Source organism: Neorhizobium vignae, from assembly GCF_000732195.1.
GTDB lineage: Bacteria > Pseudomonadota > Alphaproteobacteria > Rhizobiales > Rhizobiaceae > Neorhizobium > Neorhizobium vignae.
Genome location: NZ_JNNU01000013.1, coordinates 143175 through 165364, shown reverse-complemented (window position 1 = coordinate 165364; position 22190 = coordinate 143175). Strand labels below are relative to the sequence as shown.

Annotated in this window: 20 protein-coding genes and 3 pseudogenes; 16 read left to right on the top strand and 7 right to left on the bottom strand. The window is 60.0% G+C overall.

Going from position 1 to position 22190, the window contains the following annotated elements; translation table 11 throughout:
* Window positions 1-61 precede the first annotated feature (61 nt).
* From GQ59_RS22070 to GQ59_RS22045, 6 genes are all read left to right on the top strand, one after another.
* A complete protein-coding gene (locus tag GQ59_RS22070; protein WP_051904130.1) occupies window positions 62-511 on the top strand; it encodes a tripartite tricarboxylate transporter TctB family protein in 450 nt (149 codons plus the stop codon).
* 3 nt (window positions 512-514) lie between these two features.
* The gene (locus tag GQ59_RS22065) at window positions 515-2020 is read left to right on the top strand and encodes a tripartite tricarboxylate transporter permease (protein ID WP_037085043.1); all 1506 of its coding nucleotides are present in this window, start codon (window positions 515-517) and stop codon (window positions 2018-2020) included.
* An 89-nt stretch (window positions 2021-2109) separates the two neighbouring features.
* Window positions 2110-2973 carry a fumarylacetoacetate hydrolase family protein gene (locus GQ59_RS22060; protein WP_037085041.1) on the top strand — a complete coding sequence of 288 codons (864 nt, stop codon included), beginning with the start codon at window positions 2110-2112 and terminating at the stop codon, window positions 2971-2973.
* 57 nt (window positions 2974-3030) lie between these two features.
* A complete protein-coding gene (locus GQ59_RS22055; RefSeq protein ID WP_037085039.1) occupies window positions 3031-3993 on the top strand; it encodes an aldo/keto reductase in 963 nt (320 codons plus the stop codon).
* Window positions 3994-4061: 68 nt separating this feature from the next.
* Window positions 4062-5261, top strand: coding sequence for an MFS transporter (locus GQ59_RS22050; RefSeq protein ID WP_152564418.1), 1200 nt, complete (start codon window positions 4062-4064; stop codon window positions 5259-5261).
* A gap of 438 nt (window positions 5262-5699) precedes the next feature.
* Entirely contained in the window at window positions 5700-7658 is a 1959-nt protein-coding gene (locus tag GQ59_RS22045; protein ID WP_432762602.1) for a methyl-accepting chemotaxis protein, read from the top strand.
* A gap of 625 nt (window positions 7659-8283) precedes the next feature.
* Here GQ59_RS22045 and GQ59_RS31380 read toward each other — a convergent pair.
* Both GQ59_RS31380 and GQ59_RS32045 read right to left on the bottom strand, forming a co-directional pair.
* The gene (locus GQ59_RS31380) at window positions 8284-8628 is read right to left on the bottom strand and encodes a hypothetical protein (RefSeq protein WP_037085036.1); all 345 of its coding nucleotides are present in this window, start codon (window positions 8626-8628) and stop codon (window positions 8284-8286) included.
* Window positions 8629-8738: 110 nt separating this feature from the next.
* Window positions 8739-9008: pseudogene (locus tag GQ59_RS32045) on the bottom strand (ATP dependent DNA ligase); the annotation flags it as partial.
* 479 nt (window positions 9009-9487) lie between these two features.
* Between GQ59_RS32045 and GQ59_RS22035 the strand changes: the two are divergent.
* Window positions 9488-11028, top strand: a pseudogene (locus GQ59_RS22035) (ISL3 family transposase).
* 130 nt (window positions 11029-11158) lie between these two features.
* Here the strand turns inward: GQ59_RS22035 and GQ59_RS22030 are convergent.
* Together GQ59_RS22030 and GQ59_RS22025 are read right to left on the bottom strand one after the other, a co-directional pair.
* Window positions 11159-11451 (bottom strand): annotated as a pseudogene (locus GQ59_RS22030) (J domain-containing protein); the annotation flags it as partial.
* A gap of 44 nt (window positions 11452-11495) precedes the next feature.
* Window positions 11496-11714, bottom strand: a complete 219-nt coding sequence (locus GQ59_RS22025) for a helix-turn-helix domain-containing protein (protein WP_037085034.1) — start codon at window positions 11712-11714, stop codon at window positions 11496-11498.
* Between the two features lie 475 nt (window positions 11715-12189).
* Here GQ59_RS22025 and GQ59_RS32385 point away from each other — a divergent pair, with 475 nt between their 5' ends.
* The 4 genes from GQ59_RS32385 to GQ59_RS22000 all read left to right on the top strand — a co-directional run bounded on the left by GQ59_RS32385 (window position 12190) and on the right by GQ59_RS22000 (window position 13889).
* Window positions 12190-12612, top strand: a complete 423-nt coding sequence (locus GQ59_RS32385; RefSeq protein WP_156376359.1) for a hypothetical protein — start codon at window positions 12190-12192, stop codon at window positions 12610-12612.
* 192 nt (window positions 12613-12804) lie between these two features.
* Window positions 12805-13047: a DUF982 domain-containing protein gene (locus tag GQ59_RS22010; protein ID WP_037085155.1), complete on the top strand. Its 243-nt coding sequence runs from the start codon at window positions 12805-12807 to the stop codon at window positions 13045-13047.
* Between the two features lie 243 nt (window positions 13048-13290).
* Window positions 13291-13599 (top strand): type II toxin-antitoxin system RelB/DinJ family antitoxin, encoded by a 309-nt coding sequence (locus tag GQ59_RS22005; RefSeq protein WP_037085031.1) that lies wholly within the window; start codon window positions 13291-13293, stop codon window positions 13597-13599.
* A complete protein-coding gene (locus tag GQ59_RS22000; protein ID WP_037085028.1) occupies window positions 13596-13889 on the top strand; it encodes a type II toxin-antitoxin system RelE/ParE family toxin in 294 nt (97 codons plus the stop codon). Before GQ59_RS22005 ends, GQ59_RS22000 begins: the two co-directional genes overlap by 4 nt.
* Before the next feature lie 344 nt (window positions 13890-14233).
* Here the strand turns inward: GQ59_RS22000 and GQ59_RS21995 are convergent, their stop codons facing one another.
* From GQ59_RS21995 to GQ59_RS21985, 3 genes are all read right to left on the bottom strand, one after another.
* A complete protein-coding gene (locus GQ59_RS21995; protein WP_037085027.1) occupies window positions 14234-14995 on the bottom strand; it encodes an amino acid ABC transporter ATP-binding protein in 762 nt (253 codons plus the stop codon).
* Complete coding sequence (locus GQ59_RS21990; RefSeq protein WP_037085025.1) at window positions 14992-15672, bottom strand: amino acid ABC transporter permease; 681 nt, start codon at window positions 15670-15672, stop codon at window positions 14992-14994. The genes GQ59_RS21995 and GQ59_RS21990 overlap by 4 nt, the downstream gene beginning before the upstream one ends.
* Window positions 15673-15750: 78 nt before the next feature.
* Window positions 15751-16524 carry an amino acid ABC transporter substrate-binding protein gene (locus tag GQ59_RS21985; protein WP_037085023.1) on the bottom strand — a complete coding sequence of 258 codons (774 nt, stop codon included), beginning with the start codon at window positions 16522-16524 and terminating at the stop codon, window positions 15751-15753.
* A gap of 368 nt (window positions 16525-16892) precedes the next feature.
* On the opposite strand from GQ59_RS21985, the gene GQ59_RS21980 reads away from it, so the two are divergent.
* The 5 genes from GQ59_RS21980 to GQ59_RS21960 are packed head-to-tail and all read left to right on the top strand — an operon-like array spanning window position 16893 to window position 22125.
* Window positions 16893-17651, top strand: a complete 759-nt coding sequence (locus GQ59_RS21980) for an IclR family transcriptional regulator (protein WP_051904127.1) — start codon at window positions 16893-16895, stop codon at window positions 17649-17651.
* A gap of 5 nt (window positions 17652-17656) precedes the next feature.
* Window positions 17657-19366: a hypothetical protein gene (locus GQ59_RS21975; protein ID WP_037085022.1), complete on the top strand. Its 1710-nt coding sequence runs from the start codon at window positions 17657-17659 to the stop codon at window positions 19364-19366.
* Complete coding sequence (locus GQ59_RS21970) at window positions 19363-20100, top strand: hypothetical protein (RefSeq protein ID WP_037085020.1); 738 nt, start codon at window positions 19363-19365, stop codon at window positions 20098-20100. Before GQ59_RS21975 ends, GQ59_RS21970 begins: the two co-directional genes overlap by 4 nt.
* Window positions 20097-21116: a dipeptidase gene (locus tag GQ59_RS21965; protein WP_051904126.1), complete on the top strand. Its 1020-nt coding sequence runs from the start codon at window positions 20097-20099 to the stop codon at window positions 21114-21116. The genes GQ59_RS21970 and GQ59_RS21965 overlap by 4 nt, the downstream gene beginning before the upstream one ends.
* Entirely contained in the window at window positions 21085-22125 is a 1041-nt protein-coding gene (locus GQ59_RS21960; protein ID WP_051904125.1) for an ABC transporter substrate-binding protein, read from the top strand. The genes GQ59_RS21965 and GQ59_RS21960 overlap by 32 nt, the downstream gene beginning before the upstream one ends.
* Window positions 22126-22190: the final 65 nt, after the last annotated feature.

The following is a 22190-nucleotide window of genomic DNA, read 5'->3' as shown; positions in this document are numbered from 1 at the left end:
TGCTCAAGGCATTTGGCCCGGCCTCGAAGCTTGCTCCACATATGCCAGTGAGGTTCTCAAGGTGATCTTCAAGACGAACGGGCGGGCCGATATCGAGGCCGGATTATTCTTCACTTTTTTCGGCGCCGCTACAGCAGCGCTGTCGCTGCAATACCGGATGGGCACGATAGCCGCGATGGGACCCGGGATGTTCCCCTTCATTTTGGGGTCGATTCTGGCCGTTCTGGGAGCCATCATCCTGGCAAAAGGGATACTGGGTGGAGGCGAGAAGGCCAGGCCGCTGCCGCTCCGGCCGACGATCCTGATCAGCCTGTCGATCCTGGTATTCGCATTTCTGCTGCTTACGGTGGGTCTGCTTGTCGCTCTTCCGGTCCAGGTCGCAATCGCCATGTGGGCGTCGGAGCATTTTACCTGGAAACGGGTAATCGCGCTCAGCCTCGGGTTGCTCGCCTTCTGCTACGGCGTGTTTGTCTATTTCCTCGGCATGTCTGTGCCCTTGCTCGCGGTTTGACCCATGGAATTCTTCAATAACCTCGATATAGGCTTCCACGCGGCGCTCTCGCTCAACAACCTCCTCTTTTGCTTCATCGGTGTCCTGGTTGGCACCGCGATCGGCATGCTTCCAGGGCTTGGCCCGCTGGCGACCATCGCCATGCTGCTGCCATTGACCTATACGCTCGAGCCAGTTTCCGGCCTGATCATGATCGCCGGCATCTATTACGGCGCGCAGTATGGTGGCTCCACCACCGCGATCCTGGTCAACTTGCCCGGTGAGTCCTCCTCCGTGGTATCTTGCCTCGACGGGCACCAGATGGCGCGCAGGGGCCGGGCCGGCGCCGCTCTGGCCATTGCCGCGTTAGGGTCGTTCTTCGCCGGAACGGTCGCCACGCTGCTGATCGCCGCGTTTTCGCCCGTGTTGGCGGAAGTAGCCTTTCTGTTCGGACCGGTCGAATATTTCGCGATGATGGTGTTGGGGCTCACCGCCGCCACGCTGCTGGCCCACGGTTCCTTCATCAAGGGCGTCGCCATGGTCTTGACCGGGCTGATCCTCGGTCTAGTTGGCGCCGATGTGAACAGCGGAACCTATCGCTTCACCTTCGGATCCTTCTCGCTCACGGAGGGAATCGAATTCGTTGCCGTGGCCATGGGGCTTTTCGCCTTCACCGATATCGTCGCCAATATTCGCAGCAATCAGACCCGAGAGGTCACGGCCCCCTCTCTGCGCAGCCTGACGATGACGGCCAAGGAATTCAAACAATCCGTGTTTCCGGTCCTGCGGGGCACCGCCATCGGCTCGCTGCTCGGCCTGTTGCCGGGGGGCGGCGCCATGATCTCGTCGTTTGCATCCTATGCCGTCGAGAAGCGTGTCTCCAAGAAACCCGAGGAATTCGGCCATGGTGCCGTGGCCGGGCTTGCCGGTCCGGAAGCCGCCAACAATGCCGGCGCTCAGACCTCGTTCATCCCCATGCTCACCCTCGGTATTCCCAGCAACGGCGTCATGGCGCTGATGATCGGCGCGCTCATGGTGCACAATATCGCACCCGGCCCCTATGTGATGGTGTCCAATCCGGAAATCTTCTGGGGCCTGATTGCCTCGATGTGGATTGGCAATGCCATGCTGGTAGTGCTGAATCTGCCTCTCATTCCGTTGTGGGTGCGGCTTATCCAGGTCCACTACTGGGTGCTCTTCCCGATCATTCTCGCCGTCTGCTGCGTCGGATTGTTCAGCATCGAGAACCGGGTCCTGCCGATCTACATTGCCGCCGGCTTCACCGTGCTGGGCTGCCTGTTCTGGCGCATGCGGGCGGAAGCGGCGCCGTTGCTGCTCGGTTTCATCCTCGGTCCCCTGATGGAGGAGCACTTTCGCCGATCGCTGCTCCTGTCGAACGGTGATCTGGCGATATTCTATCGCAGCCCGCTGTCCGTGGTGATGTTGTCCGTGGCGGCCGTCATGTGCCTGATCATCGTGCTGCCGCAGATACGCCAAGGGCGCAAGGTCGCCTTCGAGGAAGAGGCTTGAGCGGCACGACATCCTAACCAAGGGTTTCGTCCATTTCGGACGCTGCCCCGCCCGGAGAGCTGCCCCGCGAACATCCAGAGGGTTTTTTAATGAGATTTGTGAGTTTCAGTCACCACGATCGGCAAGGTTTCGGTCTATTGAGGGGGGATCGCATTGTCGATCTCACCGGCAAGCTTTCGCCTGACGTGGTCACTTTGAAGCAGGCGATCGCGGCTGGACTACTTGCGCAGGCCGGCACATGGCAAGAGTCATTGGACGACATACCTGTGGAGCAGGTCCGGTTGCTACCGGTCGTTCCCGACCCGGGAAAGATATTGTGCATCGGGCTCAACTACGAGGATCACCGTGCCGAAACCGCGCGTCCGACTTCAGGATTTCCGACGGTCTTCACGCGCTTTGCCGAATCACAGGTCGGCCACCGGCAGCCTCTGCACAAGCCCGCCATTTCAGACCGTTTCGACTACGAGGCTGAACTCGCCATCGTCATCCGCGCCGCCGGCTATCAGGTGCGCGAGGAACACGCACTTGATCTGGTCGCCGGTTATGCCTGCTACAACGACGGCTCCGTGCGCGACTGGCAGCGCCACACCAGCCAGTTCACGCCGGGCAAGAACTTCCCTGCCACCGGCGGATTCGGGCCGGCGCTCGTGACGCCGGACGAAGTCGGCGACTACCGGCAACTGCCGATCCAGTTGCGCCTCAACGGCCAGGTCATGCAGGATGCGAAGCTATCGGATCTGATTTTCCCGATCGAGAAATTGATCGCCTATTGCTCGACATTCACCCCGCTTGCGCCCGGCGACGTCATCGTTACGGGAACGCCGGGAGGCGTCGGCGATCGGCGGCAACCTCCAGTCTATCTTAGGGACGGAGACTGGATCGAGGTCGATATCGGTGTCGTGGGCTGCCTCGTCAATCCGGTCATCACACCAAAGGCAGGCGCGGGCACCTGACGCCACCTGCGGCCCGAGGCGAACCAGCTCATCTTCTTGCGCGGCGAACGGAACAACATGCAAAAGGTAAATCTCGGACGTACCGGCCTGGATGTCAGCGTGGTTGCCCTTGGTGCCGGCGGACCTAGCCGCCTTGGTCTAAAAACAGGCTCTTCTGAGCAGCACGCGATTGATCTGGTACGCGCCGCCGTAGATCGGGGCGTGACGATCCTGGATACCGCCCCTGTTTATGGCACGGAGCCCGTCGTGGGGGCGGCACTTGCCGAATTGCGCGACCGTGTCGTCCTGTCGAGCAAGCTTCGCCCGACCCTGCCGGGCTCGTCCTATGAGAGCACTGATTTCATCGAGCCGTCGATGGTGTTGCAAAGCGTCGAGGCAAGCCTTCGTGCGCTTGGCACGGAAAAGATCGACATTCTGCATCTTCACGGTGTGAGGCCCCACCAATATGCCTATTGCCGGGACCATCTGGTGCCCGAGATGCAGCTCTTGCAGGAAGCAGGGAAAATAGGATTCCTCGGCATAACAGAGGCCTTCGGCGTCGATACCAAGCGGGAGGTGATGAGGCAGGCGGTTGATGACGACGCCTGGGATGTGCTGATGCTGGGGCACAACTATGTGAATCCCTCTGCCGCGCAACTGATCCTGCCTCAGGCCAAGGAGAAGGGCAAAGGCGTGATGTGCATGTATGCCGTCCGGGGCGCCCTGGCCCATGCAGAGGGTTTGCGCAATCTGGTTCAACATTTGGTGGCACAAGGCGAGGTGGAGGCCGGGGTCCTGGACGCGGCCGAGCCGCTCGACTTCCTGCTGGCGCCAGGCATCGCTCGATCCTATACCGAGGCGGCTTATCGCTTCTGCCGGCATACCCCCGGCATCGATGTGGTGATGACAGGTACCGGAAGTATAGCTCATCTCGATGAGAATATCGAAGCGATACACGGCGCCCCGCTTCCGTTGGAGATTCTAAAATGCCTGTCGGACGCATTTGGCCGCGTTCGTACGGCCACCGGTGACCCCGTGTGAACGCCCCCTGCCACAGCAAACGGCCTGGAGCCTGCGATGACGTGCGCGAGCTGTAACCGGAGGCGGGTTTGACAAGAAGATTCACGCCCAAATGGCAATTGCCGAGCTTCGCCGTCAGCACCTTCGTGCTCCATGTCATGCTCCACCAGGTGGTGATCATGGTCGCGCGGGTGACGACGTCATACAGGATCGTCGAGATGGGTCTGTCGGACCTCTATATCGGCGCCGTGGGGGCCGTATTTTCGCTGCTGCCGTTACTCCTCGCCACGCGCGTGGGCTCCAGGATCGATACGAATGGCGCGCGCGGCGCATTCCTGCTGGGTGCCGGCTGCGTGCTGATATCGGTCTTTGGGCTGTTGGTTGCCGGAAACTCGGCCCTTGCTCTCCTTGGCTTGACTGCGTTTCTCGGCACCGGGCATCTGCTCTGCCTGCTGTCGCAGCACGCCACGGCGGCCGATCAGCCCACCGATGCCCTTCGCGAACGTATGTTCGGTCACTACACCGCGTTCATTTCGTTTTCCCATATTGTCGCGCCTCTGGTGGTTGCCCTGTTTGCCGGCGCGGGAACAGTGCCTCATACGGGGCGCCTGTTCGCGGCGGCGACGGTGGTGGGCGTAATAAGCCTTGGCTGCGTCCTGCTGATGCGGCCCGCCGCCAGGACGGCCGTCGACAGCAAACCCGAAATCCAGCTTCCGGTTCGCCAGTTGCTTGGCCAGAAAGGTGTGGTCTCCGCCATACTGGCCGGAGTCGGGGTCATATGCGCGGTCGACCTGCTAGTGATCTACCTGCCCGTGCTTGGTGCACAGGCGCTGATCCCGGCCACCACCATCGCCACTCTGCTGATGGTGCGGGCGCTGGCTTCGCTGCTTTCGCGTCTGTGCTTCGGCTGGCTGCTTTCCCGGCTTGGCCGCCGTGTCCTGCTGGTGGGGGCACTGCTGGCGACGGGCCTGGGGCTGACGCTGCTTGGTCTGCCGCCATCGGAATGGGTGTTTGGATTGGCCTTGGTGCTGATCGGGATTGGCATCGGGCTGGCCACGCCGATCTCGATGTCCTGGGTCACCAGCATTGTGCCCCCGACGAGCCGCGGACTGGTATTGTCGCTGCGCCTCACCGGCAATCGCCTGGCGCAGTTCCTGTTGCCCATGTCGGTCGGCGTGGTTGCCGCCGGGGCAGGTGTCTCGTCGGTGTTCCTGCTCCTGTCGGTAGGATTGTATGGTCTTGCCTATTGCAGCCACTCGGCCCTGCGAACCGATACGAGCCAGCCCTGACGCTGGCCCAACGGGCCATCTGGCAGTGGTTGTGACTATTTAAAGGACGACGTGGTTAAAGGTCAGGCGGTGATGGCCCCGGTTGTTAGGAGAAGATGGAGATACCGCATATGCGCGACCGGTCGTAATAAGTTGGGGAGCTGCATCCCTGGCGGCTCGAAAGTCAGGATAGTGTTCCACGAGTGCGCTCTAAGGATCTGCGAACTAACGGTTTAGGACCAGTTAGCGATTTTGGGCACCGGTCACCGGTTCGGATCCATTCAAGGCCTCCCAACTTAGTTGCCGCCTTTGAGGTTTCGGCTGCCAGGATCAGTTGGTATTTCACTGTTTTTTAATCAAAGCCCCTCTAAATTAAGGGGTCCGTATGAAGATGGACTCACCTGTTCCCTATTGCAATGAATCTGCATGAAGCGGGAGCCCCCCGCCCTGGAGAATATGGTGTTTGTCCTTATTGCTAACCTTCGGACCATGATCAAGCTTGTCGCATCGTTCAGCTTAATCCTCCTTGTTGGTCTTACCGTCAATCTCGTCACAGTCAATTCGTCTACCACTCAGCAGGAGGCGACCGTCTGGACCGAGCATACGTATCAAGTTCTTAGAGCAGTTGACGGTATGATCGCTGGAATGGTCAATCAGGAGACCGGCTTGCGGGGTTATTTGCTGGCGGGGGACGAAAAGTTTCTCGATCCTCAAAAAGCTGGCGAAGCTCAGTTCAGGGCAGCCTTCGAACAGACCAAAAGCCTGACCTCTGACAATGCTCTTCAGCAGAAGAGGCTGACGGACCTTGAAGGCCAGGTGAAAGGTTGGAGCCGGGAGGTTATGAGCAAAGAAATCGCGCTGATGCGCGATGCCAAAACCGTTGATCAGGCTCGGGCGATGGAGGTCTCAGGCGCAGGCAAGACTTACATGGACTCCATCCGCGCGATCGCGAAAGAGATATCCGACGAAGAAGCCTCGCTGCTTGACGAGCGCGCCGCGGCCTCTGCAAACGCAGCCAACCACACGTTCTGGAGCATTGTCGTTGGCCTCGCGGCCACTATCATTGTCATTGCCGCTTCACTGTTGCTATTGTCGGCGACAATGATCCGCCCCATTCAGGCGATAACCGCCTCAATGAAAAGGCTCGCAAGCGGTGATGCCGAAACGGCCATTCCGTTCGCCGGTCGGGTCGATGAGATCGGCGAGATGGCGGCCGCCGTCGAGGTGTTCCGAACCAACGCGCTAGAAAACCGCCGGTTGGAGCAGGAAGCGAACACCCAGCGGTCGCAATCGGAAGAGCAGCGTCGCCGAACAGCGGAGCAGGAACGTCTTCGGGCCGAAGCCATGGCACAGGCAACCTCGGGCCTGGCCGAAGGGCTCAAGCAGCTTGCCGCTGGCAACCTGTCTTTTGAGCTGTCGCATTCTTTCGCCCAAGAGTTCGAGAGCCTGCGAGCCGACTTCAATCAAGCGGTCGGGCAGTTGAAGGACACGATGTCGTCCGTCGCGGAAACGACGAATTCGATCGACTCCGGTTCGCGCGAGATCAGCCAGAGTGCTGATGATCTCTCAAAGCGCACCGAACAGCAGGCAGCCTCACTGGAAGAAACCGCCGCAGCGCTCGACGAGATCACCGCCAATGTCGCCAGTTCTTCCAGGCGTGCTGAAGAGGCCCGCACGGTGGCGATCCAGGCAAACGACAGCGCCCGCCTGTCGGGTGCTGTGGTCGCGAATGCGGTCGATGCCATGGGCAAGATCGAGCAGTCATCGAACCAGATCTCCAGCATCATCGGCGTGATCGACGATATTGCCTTTCAGACCAACCTTCTGGCGTTGAACGCTGGTGTGGAAGCTGCACGCGCCGGCGAAGCCGGCAAGGGCTTTGCGGTTGTTGCGCAGGAAGTGCGCGAGCTCGCGCAGCGGTCAGCCACGGCTGCCAAAGAGATCAAGGATCTCATTCGCAACTCGTCCGTGCAAGTCGGCAACGGCGTGCATCTTGTCAGGCAGACGGGCGAAGCGCTCAAGACGATTGAGGCCTATATCGTCACCATCAACCAGCATATGGATGCGATTGCGACCTCATCGCGCGAGCAATCGGTGGGTCTGTCGGAGGTCAACACTGCGGTCAATCAGATGGACCAGGTGACCCAGCAGAACGCCGCCATGGTGGAAGAGGCCAATGCGGCCGGTGCAACACTCGCCACCGAGGCGGGCCGCCTGCGCGAGCTCGTCTCGCGATTCCATGTGGGCGCTGCACCTTCCGACCATGCGCCGCCCCGCAGCAGGCCCTTAACGACGAGCAGCGAATCGGCGCCCGTCACTTCGCCTGCCCGCGGGATGGTGAACAAGATCGCCCGGGCATTTACCGGCAAAGGCTCTGCAGCCGTTGCCGCCAATAACGAAAGTTGGGAAGAGTTCTGATCAGGCAGTGGGAACGGGAGCTATAACAGCTCCCGTTTTTGCGATCGCCAGAACAGTGGTCATTTGGAAAGAAAGCCTTTTTTCCACGTCCTCCCGTCAGCGTCCCACCTTGGCCGCCTTTACGATTTAAGCCGAAATGGTCCGATCGAAACAAGCTACGATGAGCTCCACGACCGACTTCATTCCGAATTGGTGCGAGCCGCCAACGAGATTGAGAGCCTGGGCAGATCTGAACGACAGCGTCTATTGGCGCTCGCAGTGACGGCAATCCGAGCTTTAAGGGACACGATCGCGATACCGTCTTCCCAAATTCAGGCCTACAAGATCGGTGCGCAGAAGGCCATTGCTGACCTGATCGTGGGCGGTGAGACCGGTGGTGCTAGTGCATTCGACGCCAGCGGATGGCGTGACAATCCCCGGCGGCTGGCGCGATCTCAATTGACAGGAGCGCCGCTACCTCGCGACAAAGCTCAGCGATAAACCAATCAGCAATGGCGAGGAAGCTAATGCTGCAATCGAGGCAGAGTTGAAGCGTCGGGGATAAGGCAGGCGCTCGTCACGCTGAGTTCGAAGCGCATCGTGACCGCCCTTGAGGCGGTCACCCGTCACTGTGGGCTATGTGAATTTAGAACTCGATCTCAAGTCCATCTTCGCAGAAATCGAACTTGGCGGGTTCAGACTCGCTGCCGTCTGCAAAGTTTGCCTTGACCCATTGAGTGCAGCTTTCGCTATTTGTGCTTTTGTCCCATACGAGATCTACGGTGGTACCTGGTTTGATGCCGCTGCCAATGTCGAAGTATCCCCAGTCCTTCTTGTTTTCCGACACGAGTACTTTGGTAACGGGAGATTTGGTTCCGTTGGTAGCTGTGAAAGAGTACTCTGCTGCATGCGCGCCATTAGGCACAAGCGCAGTCGACGCGATAGTATAAGCAGCGGTAGCAAGAGCCAGACGTATGCCATTGAATTTCATATTCGGTCCTCGGGGGTTGTGAGATGGGTGCTGATCCTTCTTGCACTCTATTTTCACTGAGTCCACGGGAATAAATACAACTGCGCCCAGCGACTGTCGCGTTAGGCAGATTACCAATATCTTCGATGCCAAGGACGACGACTCAGACAATGCCGCTGGTGCCGTATCCGTTGTCGTGAAGCTGGCTGATGACGAATGTCCTGAATATCCCGAAGGCCTTTGTAAGATGTCTGCCGCAGGTTGCCGTCGTCCGTCCAGTCGCGGAATTCCATCTCCGCGATCAATGTCGGCTGCGGAAACGCGTAGTTCTTGCCTTTCACCGGAACCACCGGCGTCCTCGTCTTTAGCTGATCCAGCGTCTTCTTCAGATACGCCGCAGCCCTCTTTTTTCGAACGCAACCGGCATTGCCTACCTTCATGTCCCGGGTTTCAGTTCGAGCAAAGTACTGAATACCGAAGCTCGTCGATCGACGGGATGGAATGCGCCCAGAGGGTTCTTGCGTCGCTAGCCATCACATAAGCCGAGCCAGGTTCAGCGATGATCGTGCGACGCGGCCACTGTCGCCGTGGCGTCGCCTTAGTCTGAAGGTGCAGGGAGGAGCGACCTTGATCGGCGCCCAGGCGGATGTCTCCTTCTGGCGCTGAGCGGCGACCAAGCTATTCGAGATAAGGCCGGGCACCTCTTCGATCCATCCCATGAACGCTCGGACACGGCGTGACAGGTTTTGGCGATGAGGGACCATAAGTGACGCTTCCAACGGCTCTGGGCGGAAATCCGGTGTCGTTTGGCACTTAAACGGGTTCTTCCTCACTTTGTGTGGTTCACCTGTCGTTAGCAAGGTTGTCGCTATGGGCGGGCATGCGAACAAATTCGAAATGGTCGCCCGGCCCAGGGGTCAAGATACTGGGTGTCGCGCTCACTGTTGACGACAGGTGGATTGTTTCCGCCGCTGGATCCGCGATCGGCATCTGCCCCGATTGTGGACGGCGAAGCCGAAGTAGGCATGGCTGGTCTCGCCGTAGTCTCCGGAATCTGCCGGTCCAGGGTCAGTCGGTGACAGTGAAACTCTTGGTGAGCCGCTGGCGATGTGCACATGGGGACTGCGCACGACGAACGTTCACCGACCGACTGCCGACGATCGCTGCTCCTTATGCGCGCCGGACGAGAAGGGTCGGGGAGATTGTCGGCTTGCTCGGCCACAGCGCCGGCGGCCGTCCTGGTGAGCGGTTGATGGAGCGGCTCGGCATGCCGGTCAGCGACGACACCATTCTGCGGCAGTTGAAGCGGGATGCTGCGGCGGCTCAACGCAGTTCCGAGATACGGGTGGTCGGTATTGATGATTGGAGCTGGCGGCGGGCGACGAGTTATGGGACCATCATGGTCGATCTCGAGCGACGCTCGGTCATCGACATACTGGATGATCGCAGCGTCGAGAGTGCCGCCAAGTGGCTGCGTGACCATCCCTCCATCGAGGTCGTCAGTCGCGACCGCTGCGGCCTGTATGCGCAGGCCACCCGTGAAGGCGCACCGAAGGCCAAGCAGGTCGCCGATCGGAGGACGCAATTGTTGACGCTGCGACGCATCGCCGGCGCGCCCGTCTTTCGCATAGGCAATCCCGCCAGGAAATATTCGACATGCTTCATGCTTTGCGCCAGGAAGGGCTGTCCTACAGCGAGATCGCCAGACGGACCGGCTATGAACGTCGCAGCGTAACGAAGTGGCTCAAGTTCAAGGCTCCGCCAGACAGGCGACGGTCGGCACTGAACCCCACATCACCATGGTATTTCGAAGCCTTCCTTGCCCAATGCTGGAAGGATGGGAATCGGCGCGGACGGCATCTGTTTCATGACGTCAAGCAGCGCGGCTACACCGGCAGCTTCGCCAATCTGGAGCGGTTGCTCGGAGCTTGGCGGCGGGCCGAAAGGGGACAGGGCAATGATGTTCCGCCAGTCGCGTCGAAGCTGGAAGCGGTTCGAGATCCGGACACCGGTCATGCGATTTCGCCAGTGGTTGCCGCAGCGCTGTGCATCAAGCCGCGAGGCCTGCTGACGGACTGGCAGGCAAGGAAAGTCGATGCCCTGAAGCAGGGATCTGAGGCGTTCGCCGAGATGCGACGCCTGGCGATGCGCTTCAACGGCATTCTTCGCGGCAAGACATCGGCGCCACTGGATGCGTGGATCGACGATGCGATCGATTCCGAACTCATTCCGATCATGCGGTTCGCTCGCGTCCTGCGCAGGGACCTCGATGCCGTCAACAACGCCGTCGAGCTACCTTGGAGCAACGGACAGGCCGAAGGCCAGATCAACCGCCTCAAGACCCTCAAGCGCTCGATGTACGGTAGGGCAGGTCCCGAACTGCTGAAGGCACGAATGCTGCCACGGCTCCACACAAAGTGAGGAAGAGCCCGGTTAAATGCAAAACGACAGTTGTCTTTCACCTTGAAAGTCAGGTGGTTTATTTGACGTCGCGGACAAACGGAGTGCCGGGAACCGGGGCGTCAACAGAAGAAAGCAACGTCGCCAAGTTTCAACAGAAGCCGTTGAGCTTGAGGATCTTATGAGCTTCTATGGCCGCCCGGAGCTCGTCTTCCGAATTGCGATCGCCTTGATCGGCGTCCGGGTGGTGCATCTTGAGTTTCTCCTTGTAGCGCCTCCTGATCTCTTCAGGTGTCGCGTCGGGTGAAATGCCGAGCGTCTCGAATGCTTTTGCTTCAACGGCGCTTGCCGCTCGGCTGCACTCTTTCGCGCATTGATCGCTTTTGCTGAGCTTGATCGGGCCTTGGATGGGAGAGGGGGTTCTGTAACTCGATTGATTCTCGTCCGGGGCGGTATCTAACTGCCGTCGGGCGTCTCGAACAGTGGCGCTACTTCTCGTGCTCGGTCGCCCGCGCGAAACGTACACCTACGCCGCCGCCATTCTCGGGAATGAATTCGATACCGGCTGCTTCGATGGCGCTCTGGACAGCAGAAATTGTCGAGGCGCGCAAGTTCTCACCTCGTTCGAGTCTCGCAATCGTGTCTGGGGAAACCCCGGCGTTCCTGGCTAGATCACGCGTGCCCCAGCCAAGAGCTGTCCGAGCCATTTTGCACTGGATCGGTTTCAATTCGTATCACCGCTACGATTTCTTATTGAAATGCAAATCATCTACCGTTATCGTATCCCTGTTACGAATTGACCCAGCCTTCGTCCTTAGCGTGAGGCTCAACCACAACCTGGTTTCTGGAGCTTGGATCATGGCTGATTCTGAGAATAGCAGAACTTTGTCTGCAATCACCCGCCGAAAATCACCGTGGGCCTGCTCACGGATCTTGTTGTGATCGGAGGCGGTTCCAATGGCCTCTTCCGGGAATAGGGATGCCTCTCCAGCGACCACGCGCAGAAACTTTCTTACACGCGTTGCGGCTTCGATCGCGATGGCGCCCGCCCCGGCAGGTGCAATGGTGCGGACGGAGAGATCGGAGCAAGACGATCCGGTGGTATCACTTTGGAGAGATTGGCTGGTTGCCCACAGACTCTGCGGGGAAGCCTGCCGCCGGCAGCAAAAACTCGAGACGGAGTTGCTTCAAGAATTCGGAAGTTTCCCCCGCACGAGAGTCCTGCTCTCCGAAGACTGTGGTTTCATCTGGGCCTATTCCGGTCGGGAGATCGACCGTCTTTTGCCGAACGCGGATCAGGATGAAATGCGGCGGCAAGCAAGGGCCGCACTGGCCGCAAGCCGGAGCGAATGGAAGACGGCGGACAGGCGGCTCGGATATACGAGGGCGAAAAAAGCCGAGGAGGAAATCGCAGGTGCCGAGGAGGCGTTGGCCAAGGAATTGTGGAGCACCGCGCCTCAATCCGTCGCCGGCGTCGCGGTGAAGCTGCATTCCCTCCTGGAAATGGAGGATCCACGCTCTGCCCTCCAGGAAGCGCCGTGGCCGGAGCTTCGGACGATCCTTGCCGATCTGGTGCGGATTTGCGCAGGTCCAAATGCGATCTGAGTAATACCACCTCCCGGCCAGTATATGCACAGGGAGTGGCCGGCAATCAGCATCCGCATCATCAGCTCGGGATCAACCGAGGGGCGGCCGGTAGCGCTGTGGATCTCTGCCGTGTTTGGGACCAAAGCCCTAACCCCGGAACGAGCCCTGACCACTCGCGTTCCTCAAAGGTCGGAACCCATGGAGCAGCTGATGGACCATGATCTCTGGGATGAGCCAGTTGAGGTCGTTATTGGCCCGGGCGATCACTTCAAGAGCATTCGCGGCAGCCGGGACGCCTTGGCATACTTGATGACTTGCTGGCCACAAAAGGGAGGAGACTTCTTTGCTTTAGCCAAGCGAGCCTGCATGGAAGCTGCCGAAGGTCGAGGCGATCCGTCCACGGCGGCATCAGCTTTCAGAGCGGCCGCGAGCGATGCGGGCATTCTTCGCTGAGCGTCCAGGCCGTCGACGCCACGACCGGGTCGAAGGTCCGTATCGGTTCAAGACGACGTCATGCTAGAGCGGCTTGCGCAGCATACTTGGGTGGGTTTTAGGTTTCGCGCGGATGACGTGCGCAGCCTACTGCAGGCAGGTCTATCTGTGGTCCTATGTATGCAAAAACATCTCCAGCATGTTGAGCCCTCTGGTTTTTGTCATTCGGTTGCATTACATTGCGCGTAACAGAGGAAACTGCTTATGGCCGCTAATGCTCTCGTTCAGACCCGCATTGACGCCGAGGTCCGGGATCGCGCGTCCGCCGTGCTCGAAAGCATGGGGCTGACAGTGTCCGATGCAGTTCGGATCCTGCTGACCCGAACTGCCAACGAAGGCTCCCTACCGCTTGAGTTGGTGACCAGCAGCGAGGGACATGATGCTTGGTTCCGGGCCAAGGTGTTGGAGGCCCTGAGCGACACGCGGCCCGACATCCCGGACAATGAGGCCGAGGCGCATTTCGCGGAGCGTCGAGCAGCGGCCCGGCACAGAGCACGCGACCTGAAAACGTGAAGCTCGTCTGGTCCGCCTTCGCGCTCTCTGATCGCGATGATATATTCACGCATATTGAGGCCGATAATCCTGTCGCCGCGATCACGGTTGATGAACGGATCGTGGTTGCGGCCCGTCGACTTCAGGACTTCCCGGAAAGCGGTCGTCCCGGCCGGATTGTGGGGACACGCGAACTGGTCGTTTCCGGTACGCCTTATGTCGCCGCCTATACAGTGACAGAGACGACAGTCCGCGTACTGCGTGTCCTCCATGGGGCGCAGCAATGGCCGGATGCTCTTCCCGAAGATTGACGCCTCAGGGCAGCAATTTCGCCCATCATCTTGGGAGCACTTGGAAATCCGCATTGATTGATGGAAGAACGTTGATTTATCACTGCGTTGTGAACCGGCATCAAAGGTTGACCCCTATCGCGGTCCCGTAAGGTCTTGATCTACTGAGATGAAATGCAGATCGGGTGGGTCACGATCGGCGCCGATGATGACCCCGCCCTCTTTGCGAGTTTGCAAGGATAGTCAGGTGCTTACAGCCTTTTGAAGGGGGGCAACCTTCGGTGCCGTTTCACAATTCGGATTTGTCATCCGTCGGCATGTGGAAGCGCAGGCCCGGCGCCCACGTTCGGCGGGAAGAACGGCGCCTAGATATGCGTCGTCTGCGCCGCGTTGATCGATGAGATGAAGCTCTTCGTGCGGTCCTGTCTCGGATCACCAAAGATCGCTTCCGCTCTGCCGGATTCGACCACTTTCCCACTCTCGAGGAAAACCACGTGATTGGCGATCCGCGAGGCAAGGCGCAGGTCGTGTGTCGCCATCACCATCGTCGTGCCCTCGGCTGCGAGCCGTCCAAGCACATCGATGACTTCGGCGGACAGTTCGGGATCGAGAGCAGAGGTCGGTTCGTCGCAAAGAAGAACGCGGGGCGAAGGTGCAAGCGCCCGGGCGATCGCCACCCTTTGTTGTTGTCCGCCGGAAAGCTCTGACGGCCAGGCGTCGGTCTTATGCGCCATTCCTACCTTGGTTAGCAGTTCGCTGGCGCGGCTATGGGCCTTTTCGCGCGGCCATTTGAGAACGGTCGTCAGCCCTTCCATGACGTTCTCGATCGCTGTGCGATGCGGAAAGAGCTGAAAGTTCTGGAAGACCATGCCGGTCTGGCGGCGGATCTTCTGGATCGACGTCCAGCCGATCTTGATGCCGGGCTCGAAGTCGAGCTTTTCATCGCCGATGCGGACGGAACCGGCCGTGGGTATCTCGAGGAGGTTGATGCAGCGGAGCAGCGTGCTCTTGCCGCCGCCGGAGGGACCGATCAGTGCAGTGACACTTCCCTCGGGGATGCCGAGGCTGACGTCCTTCAGGATGACCGCATCGCCGAACCGCTTTTCGATGTTGGAAAGCTCGATCATCGGTTTGACTCCATCATGCCGCCATAACGGGCGAAACGCTTTTCAAGTCTGTTCTGCAACGACGACAGCACCGAGCTCAAGGCCAGATAGATCAGGGCCGCCTCGATATAGAGGATCAGCGGTTCGTAGGTCGTCGCGACGATCCGCTGGGCCGCCTGGAAGAGCTCCGGCACTGTGATCGCCGCGGCAAGTGACGTATCCTTGACGAGCGAGATGAAGGTATTCGAAAGCGGCGGCACGGCGACGCGCGCCGCCTGCGGCAGGATGGTGCGGCTCATCGCCTGGCGCCATGACATGCCGATCGAATAGGCCGCTTCCCACTGCCCCTTCGGGACCGAGGAGATGACTGCGCGGATGATTTCGGAACTGTAGGCGCCGATATTCAAGGTAAAACCGATCAGCGCAGCGGGGAAGGCGTCAAGCAGGATGCCGATGCTCGGCAGACCGTAGAAGATCACGAAAAGCTGCACAAGAAGCGGCGTGCCGCGGATCACCCAGACGTAAAACCGGGCGATGAGCGCAAGTGGTGCCGGGCCGAAGAGCCGCGTAACCGCCGTGATCAGGCCGAGGATGAGCCCCAAGAAGAAGGACAGCAATGTCAGCGGAACCGTAAAGCGGATGCCCGCCCATAGGAGGGTCGGAAGTGAATCCGACATCAATTGAAGCCAATGCGGCACGATGTGATCCTCAAAAAATGACGCGTCCGGCGCAGGCGCCGGACGCTGGATTCATGCATTCAGGAACGACTTGGCAGCTTACTTGGAGACGTCCTGCCCGAAATATTTGTCGGAAATCTTCTGGTAGGTACCGTCGGCCTTGATGTCTGCCAATGCCTTGTTGATCGCTGCGAGCAGTTCCGGTTCGCCTTTGCGGATGATGATGCCGGAATAGTCGGCATTGTCCTGCTGTGCTGCGATCTTTACCGGCGCGTCGGGCTTCTGCTTCTTGAAATCCAGGAAGGAGAGGCTGTCATTGATCGTCGCGTCGGCGCGGCGTGTCAGCACAAGCTGGATCGACTGGTCGAAGCCGTCCGTGCCCACGAGTTCTGCGCCCGCTTGTTCGGCGATCCTGCCGAAATTGCTGGTCAGGGACTGGGCGGATTTTTTGCCCTTGAGATCTGCGAAGCCCTTGATGTCGCTGTTGTCCTGGCGAACGATCAGCACCGCCTTGGAAGCGATGTAGGGCTCGGAGAAATCGTATTTCTGCTTGCGGGCTTCAGTGATGCCGACCTGGTTGATGACGGCATCGTAACGCTTGGCGTCGAGACCCGCGATAAGGCCGTCCCACTTGCCTTCCAGGAACTCGGCCTTGACGCCGATTTTCGCGGCAACGGCTTGTCCGATCTCCACGTCGAAACCGACGAGCTTGCCGCTTGCGTCATGGAAGGTGAACGGCGCGTAGGTCCCCTCCGTACCGATCTTGAAGATACCGGAGGATTTGATGGCAGCGAGGTTTTCGCCGGCGAAGGACGGCGTAAGGGCCGCCGCATGAATAAGGGCCGCAGCGATAATGGTTTTCAGCCGGAACATTTAGGTCATCCTTTCAGCAGTGCTTGCTGGCGACTAGATGACAGAAAATAGGACGTGGCGATTGAAAGAAAACCGCAAATAAAGACGGCAAATGCGAATATTTTGCTCACGCAGTGCGCCCATCCCTTTCCCATGGTAGCCAGGGGTGGCAGCCAACCGGGCAGCCGCGAATTCCATCCTCGTATGTAGATACACGTCAGGAGTGTAGATTTGCGTTGCTGGGCAGGGTCGTTGCCTAAAGCGCGCTGAAAGCCACGCAAAAAAATTCCGAACACCCTGAACACTTTAGCGATGAACGCACCCTTTTTCGCGCGCAATCGCCTCCGGCGCGATTGACATAAATCAATGACGGCCAGATTATATTCTACATGGATACGATATATTCAAATAGAATACAAGAAGAAAACGGCGGCGTCCGCCCGCTCTCCACGGTCCTGAAGACCATGGCCGTGCTGGACGTGCTTGCCTCCAGCGCTCGCGGCATGAAGCTGCCGGAGATCGCGTCTGCAATGGAGCTGTCGCGACCGACCGCCTACCAGCGGCTGTTGACTTTGATCGAAGCAGGCTGGGTCGAGCAGGATCGCGAGATGCGCTATCGGCTCTCGATGCACGCCTGCCGGCTTGCCGCGGCGGCCATGGAGCAGGCCAATCTCGGAACGCGGGTTCAGCCGATCATCGAAATGCTGGTTCATCGGGTGAAGGAGACGGCTTCGCTGGCGGTGCTCGATCGCGGGGTGCCTTGCATCGTCTCGCGCGTCGAATCCGAAAGCGTGCTGCGGGCGGAACAGAAGATCGGCACGACCATGTCGCTCGAGGGTTCCGCATCCGGCCGCATCCTGACCGCCTTCGCAGACGAAGTGACGCTCGCCCGCCTGAAGGAGAGCGGCGAACCGCTCGCTTCAGAAGAGCTTCTGGGCGAAGCCCGCGCCAATGGCTACGCCTTGTCGAGCGGCTACACACACAGCGGCGTCGTCGCAATCGCCGCGCCGATCTTCGATCTCCACGGCAAGTGCACATCGACGATCTCGCTGGTCATGCCGGAGATGCGCTTCGCCCTCGAAAGCTTCCGCGAGCCGCTTCTCGAAACCGCCCGCACCATCACGAAAATGCAGCAGGGAGAACGTTGACGGTCATGACCGCGACTTCCGAACAGGTGGCGATGCCACAGCCGCGCCCGGGCGACGAGGTGATGAAGACCTCGCGGCTGGCGGCGATCCAGCCGAGCCGGCTCAGCGGCACACGCGCGTTCATGAACAAGATGATCCGCGAGCGCTGGGACATTTCCAATGTCCTCTTCGACGTGGATGAACATGCCGAAGGCATCGTCGTCTATTCCATCAAGGCGCCTGACCAGGAATTTTCCTTCATCGGCTTTTCCCGCCCGCCGAGCCGGACGGCCCGCACCGGCCGCATCATCGGCCAGGCCTGGGATATGATGGGGGCGCTGATCGAAGGACCGGCGACCGAAGCGGAGATCGAAACGGCGCGACGGGAGATTCCGAAGCTCTATACGGGCCGGGCAACCGCCGGCACGCTGATCTGGTGCCGGTCGAACCGCTCGATGCGGGTCTTCGACCAGACGCTCGAAGCGCTTGCAGAAGGCCGCCAGCCCTTGGTCGCTGATCTTTCCAAGGTCTGCTACCTGATGCGCAATACCGGCCTCGACGGCAACGGCACGTTCGGGACGCGCTCCTTCCCGTCGCTCGGATCACGCCACGCGCTCGGTGGGGTACTGCAGGCCCAGTTGCTGACGGCCTACCTGATGCGGGAATTCTCCTGCGATCTCGTCGAACATCTGGCGGCCAAGAAATCGGAGACCGCCGTGCGTCTCGACCCGCAGCTTCGCCGCTATATCGGCGTCGGCAATGGTTCGGCGCTCGGCCTCATCTTCTTCGTCCACAAACATCCGCGCCTGATCAACGGGCTTCTGTCTGCACGCGAAGGCGCGATCGCAATGGCGCGCGCGCTGGAGCTCGACGCGTCGGATGCCCGCATCGCGAGGCTGCTCGACCTTGTCCGTCAGGCAATTGTCTTTCGCAAACAAGACCAGATGGTCTACGAGACATTTGCGTCCAGCGCCGATGTGGCGGCCGACCTCGAAAAGGTCGTGGCAGCACTCGAAGAATTCCGCCGCAGCGGCACTGTGTTTGGCCGTGACACGGATTTCCCGCTTGATGTGCTTGCAGCCGAATTCGAAGCCAGGCTCATCCCCGAGGCCTTCGAAACGTTCCTGTCGTTGCTGATCGAGCTGGTGCCGGAAGAGGCCGATAGGCTCCTGGCCGCGATTGATGGTCCTGACGAGTTTATCGTCTCGCCAGCTGAGACCGTAGAACAGCTGATAGCACTCGTTCGTGACGAATATCAGTGGGCGCTCGACACCGACATGGCCGGCCCCGAGGCCTATAAATATGTCTGGTACAAGTCGGAGACGGCGGAGGAACCGCGCCGCGGCGCCCGCGAGGAGGTCCCCGATGCGCTCGATCTCGGCCTCGACGTCTGCGGCAACATCCAGTCCCTTTTTGCCGATCTCGGCAGGGCGGAGGGCTCGCTCAGTGTTGCCCGCTTCCTGATGAAGCATCCCGAACATCGCTACATGGCGGCCCGCATTCAGAGCCTGCGCGGACAGGGCTATCACACGCCCCGCGTCAACATCAACGCGGAGGCTTTCGTGCCGATCGATCTCGTGCGGCTGATGAATGTCGGCATCCACGGCATCGACAAGACCCGTGACTTCCTGAGCCGCAACCTGCGCGGCGTGCTCTATCACGGCGCACCGACCCCCGACGATTTGCGTGCCGGCTACACCGGCACCTGGTATTATCCGGCGGAACCTGTCCTATGACCTCCTCGCATTTTTCTCCCTCCATGCGCGTCATGCCTCGCGAAATGCGGCTGATGTCCGAGCGGATTTTTTCGCTCAGCAGCCTTTCCAAGGGCTTCTTCCTCACGGTCTGCGACTTTCCGATGTATTCGCAGAAGCTCGGCCTTGGCGGGTTCAAGCTGTTCGAACAGCGGTTCGGTCGCTTCAAGTCAGCGGCTCCCGCCCGTATCGCGATTGCCTCCGAAGACGGCAACCGCGTCGCTCTCGATGCAGCGAGCGAACACGTCTGGTTCGTGCTGCCGACCGCAATCGATCTGCTTGGCGAACTCACGGCCCGGTTCGGATCGGCGGAACTGACCGTTGCAGGTGCGACGGACCCGGAAGAGCTCGCGATTGCAACGGGTTTCGGTGGTCGGTCGGGGCTTTCGATCTCCGTGTCCGGCAACGTGCTGAAGGCCGTTCCGGCCGCTGTCACCGGCGACGTCCGCAAAGACGATCCCCTCCTCTGGGCGCTTCTTGAAAACGGCACCGAAATCGAGACCGACCTCTGGTGGCGCATCTACCACCTGGCAAAGCAGGCGCTAGCAACCGATAGCATCGTCTCGCGCCGCCACGCCGGCCCGATGATCGTCAACGAGGACGGTACCGTCATCGGCCGTAAGGACAATGACGACGAGACTGACGTCTCGTTCCTGTCCTCCAAGCTCTCTGAACGCGAAAAGGCCGAACGCCAGAAGGAAAGCGCAAGATCATGATCATCGATGGTTTGCAATGCGGGCATTTCGATCGCGCCGCCTTTGAATCTCTGAGGGCAGGGGACGTCGGCGGGGTCGTCAATACCTGTGGGTTCTGGGAAGGAACCGTCGAATCGATGGACCAGATCGGCCGCTGGCGCGATCTGGTCAGCGACAATTCCGATATCGCCGAGATCGCACTGACGGCGGGTGACATCACCCGCATTTCCGACGCCGGCAAGCTCGCCGTCATTATGGGCTTTCAGAACAGCAACCTGTTCGAAGGCCGCGTCCGCTTCGTCGAGATGTTCGCCGAACTCGGCGTGCGCGTGGTGCAGCTCACCTACAACAACCAGAATGAACTCGGCGGCTCCTGTTATGAGGCCGAGGATTCCGGCCTGGCGCGCTTCGGCAGGGAAGTTGTGCGCGAGATGAACGCGGCCGGCATTCTGGTCGATTGCAGCCATGTCGGCGACCGCACGACGCTCGATGCCATCAAGGCTTCCGAAAAGCCGATCGCCGTCACCCATGCCAATGCCCAGTCGCTGTTCATGCACAAGCGCAACAAGTCGGATGACGTCATCCGGGCGCTGAAGGATACCGGCGGTGTGATCGGCTGCGCCGCCTACCGCAACATCACCGGCGACGAGTTCTGCGCCTCGATCGAGGCGTGGTGCACGATGGTTGCCCGCACGGTCGACATTGCCGGCATCGATTCCGTCGCGATCGGCACCGACAAGAGCCACAATTTCACTGCCCCGGACTATGCCTGGATGCGCAAGGGCCGTTGGACCCGTGGCGAGGATTATGGCGCGAGCGCCGCCGGCAAGCCGCTCAAGGCCGCGCCGCCGGAATGGTTCCAGAAGGTCGAAGACATCAGGGTGATCCCGGACGGTCTGCGCGCAGTGGGCTTTTCGGAGCAAGAGGTCGCAAAGATCGCCCACAAGAACTGGCTGCGGCTCTACGAAGCCACTTTCAGGAAAATCATAAAAGAGGAGAACTGCAATGACTGCAATGAAGACATTTCTCATGCCTGACCGCCGCCGTTTCCTGAAGACGGCCGGCGTTGCGGTAACCGCTTCGCTCGCCGCTCCCTATCTCGCTCGCGCGCAGGAAAAGATCCTCTACGTGAACACCTGGGGCGGTCCCTGGGAAGCTGCCGCAAAGACCCATCTCATCGATCCGTTCACCGCTGAAACCGGCATTCAGGTGAAGACGGTTTCTCCGGTCTCGTTCGCCAAGCTCGCCCAGCAGGTGAAGACCGGCACCTACGAATTCGACGTCACCACGCTCGGCGGCGGCGAACTGGTGCGCGCCAACCAGGCCGGCATCATTGAAAAACTGACGGAGCCTTACAAAGGCGGCCTCTTCGAAAACGGTGTCGCTTCGCATGCGTTCGCGACCGTCATGGCCTGGCGCAAGGATAAATATAAGGACACTCCGAAGACCTGGGCCGATTTCTGGAACGTCGAGAAATTTCCCGGCGGGCGCTCGTTGCAGCGTTATGCGTCGCGCGTCATCCCGATCGCGCTTCTGGCAGACGGTGTCGCGGTCAAGGATCTCTATCCGCTCGATGTGGACCGGGCCTTCAAGTCGCTCGACAAGATCAAGCCGCATATCCGCGTCTGGTGGACTGCCGGGGCCCAGTCGACGCAGATCCTGCGTGACGGGGAGATCGACATGATCGGCATCTGGCACGGCCGTTATTTCGAGGCTGAGAAGGCTGGCGCTCCGGTTGCCATGACCTGGAACCAGGGCGAAATCGAACGCGCCTATTGGGTTGTCGCCAAAAAGACCCCCAACCTCGAGAACGCCAGGAAATTCGTTGAGTTCGCTACCAGTGCCAAACCGCTCGCCGGCTTCTCCAAAGCTGCGGACTATGGCGCGCTGAACCCGGCCTCCAACCAGTTCGTCGATCCGGCGGATGCCAAGCGCATGCCGACCTCGCCGGACAACTACAAGCTGACCTTCGAGCAGGACATGGCGAATTTGGGCATAGACCCGGCGGAGCTCGCCGAACGTTTCGAGGAGTGGGTCGCGAGCTGATCCACTCTCCTGGATCAATTTGACCTGCTAGCCGGCATCGCGCGGAACGACCGCGCGATGCCGCA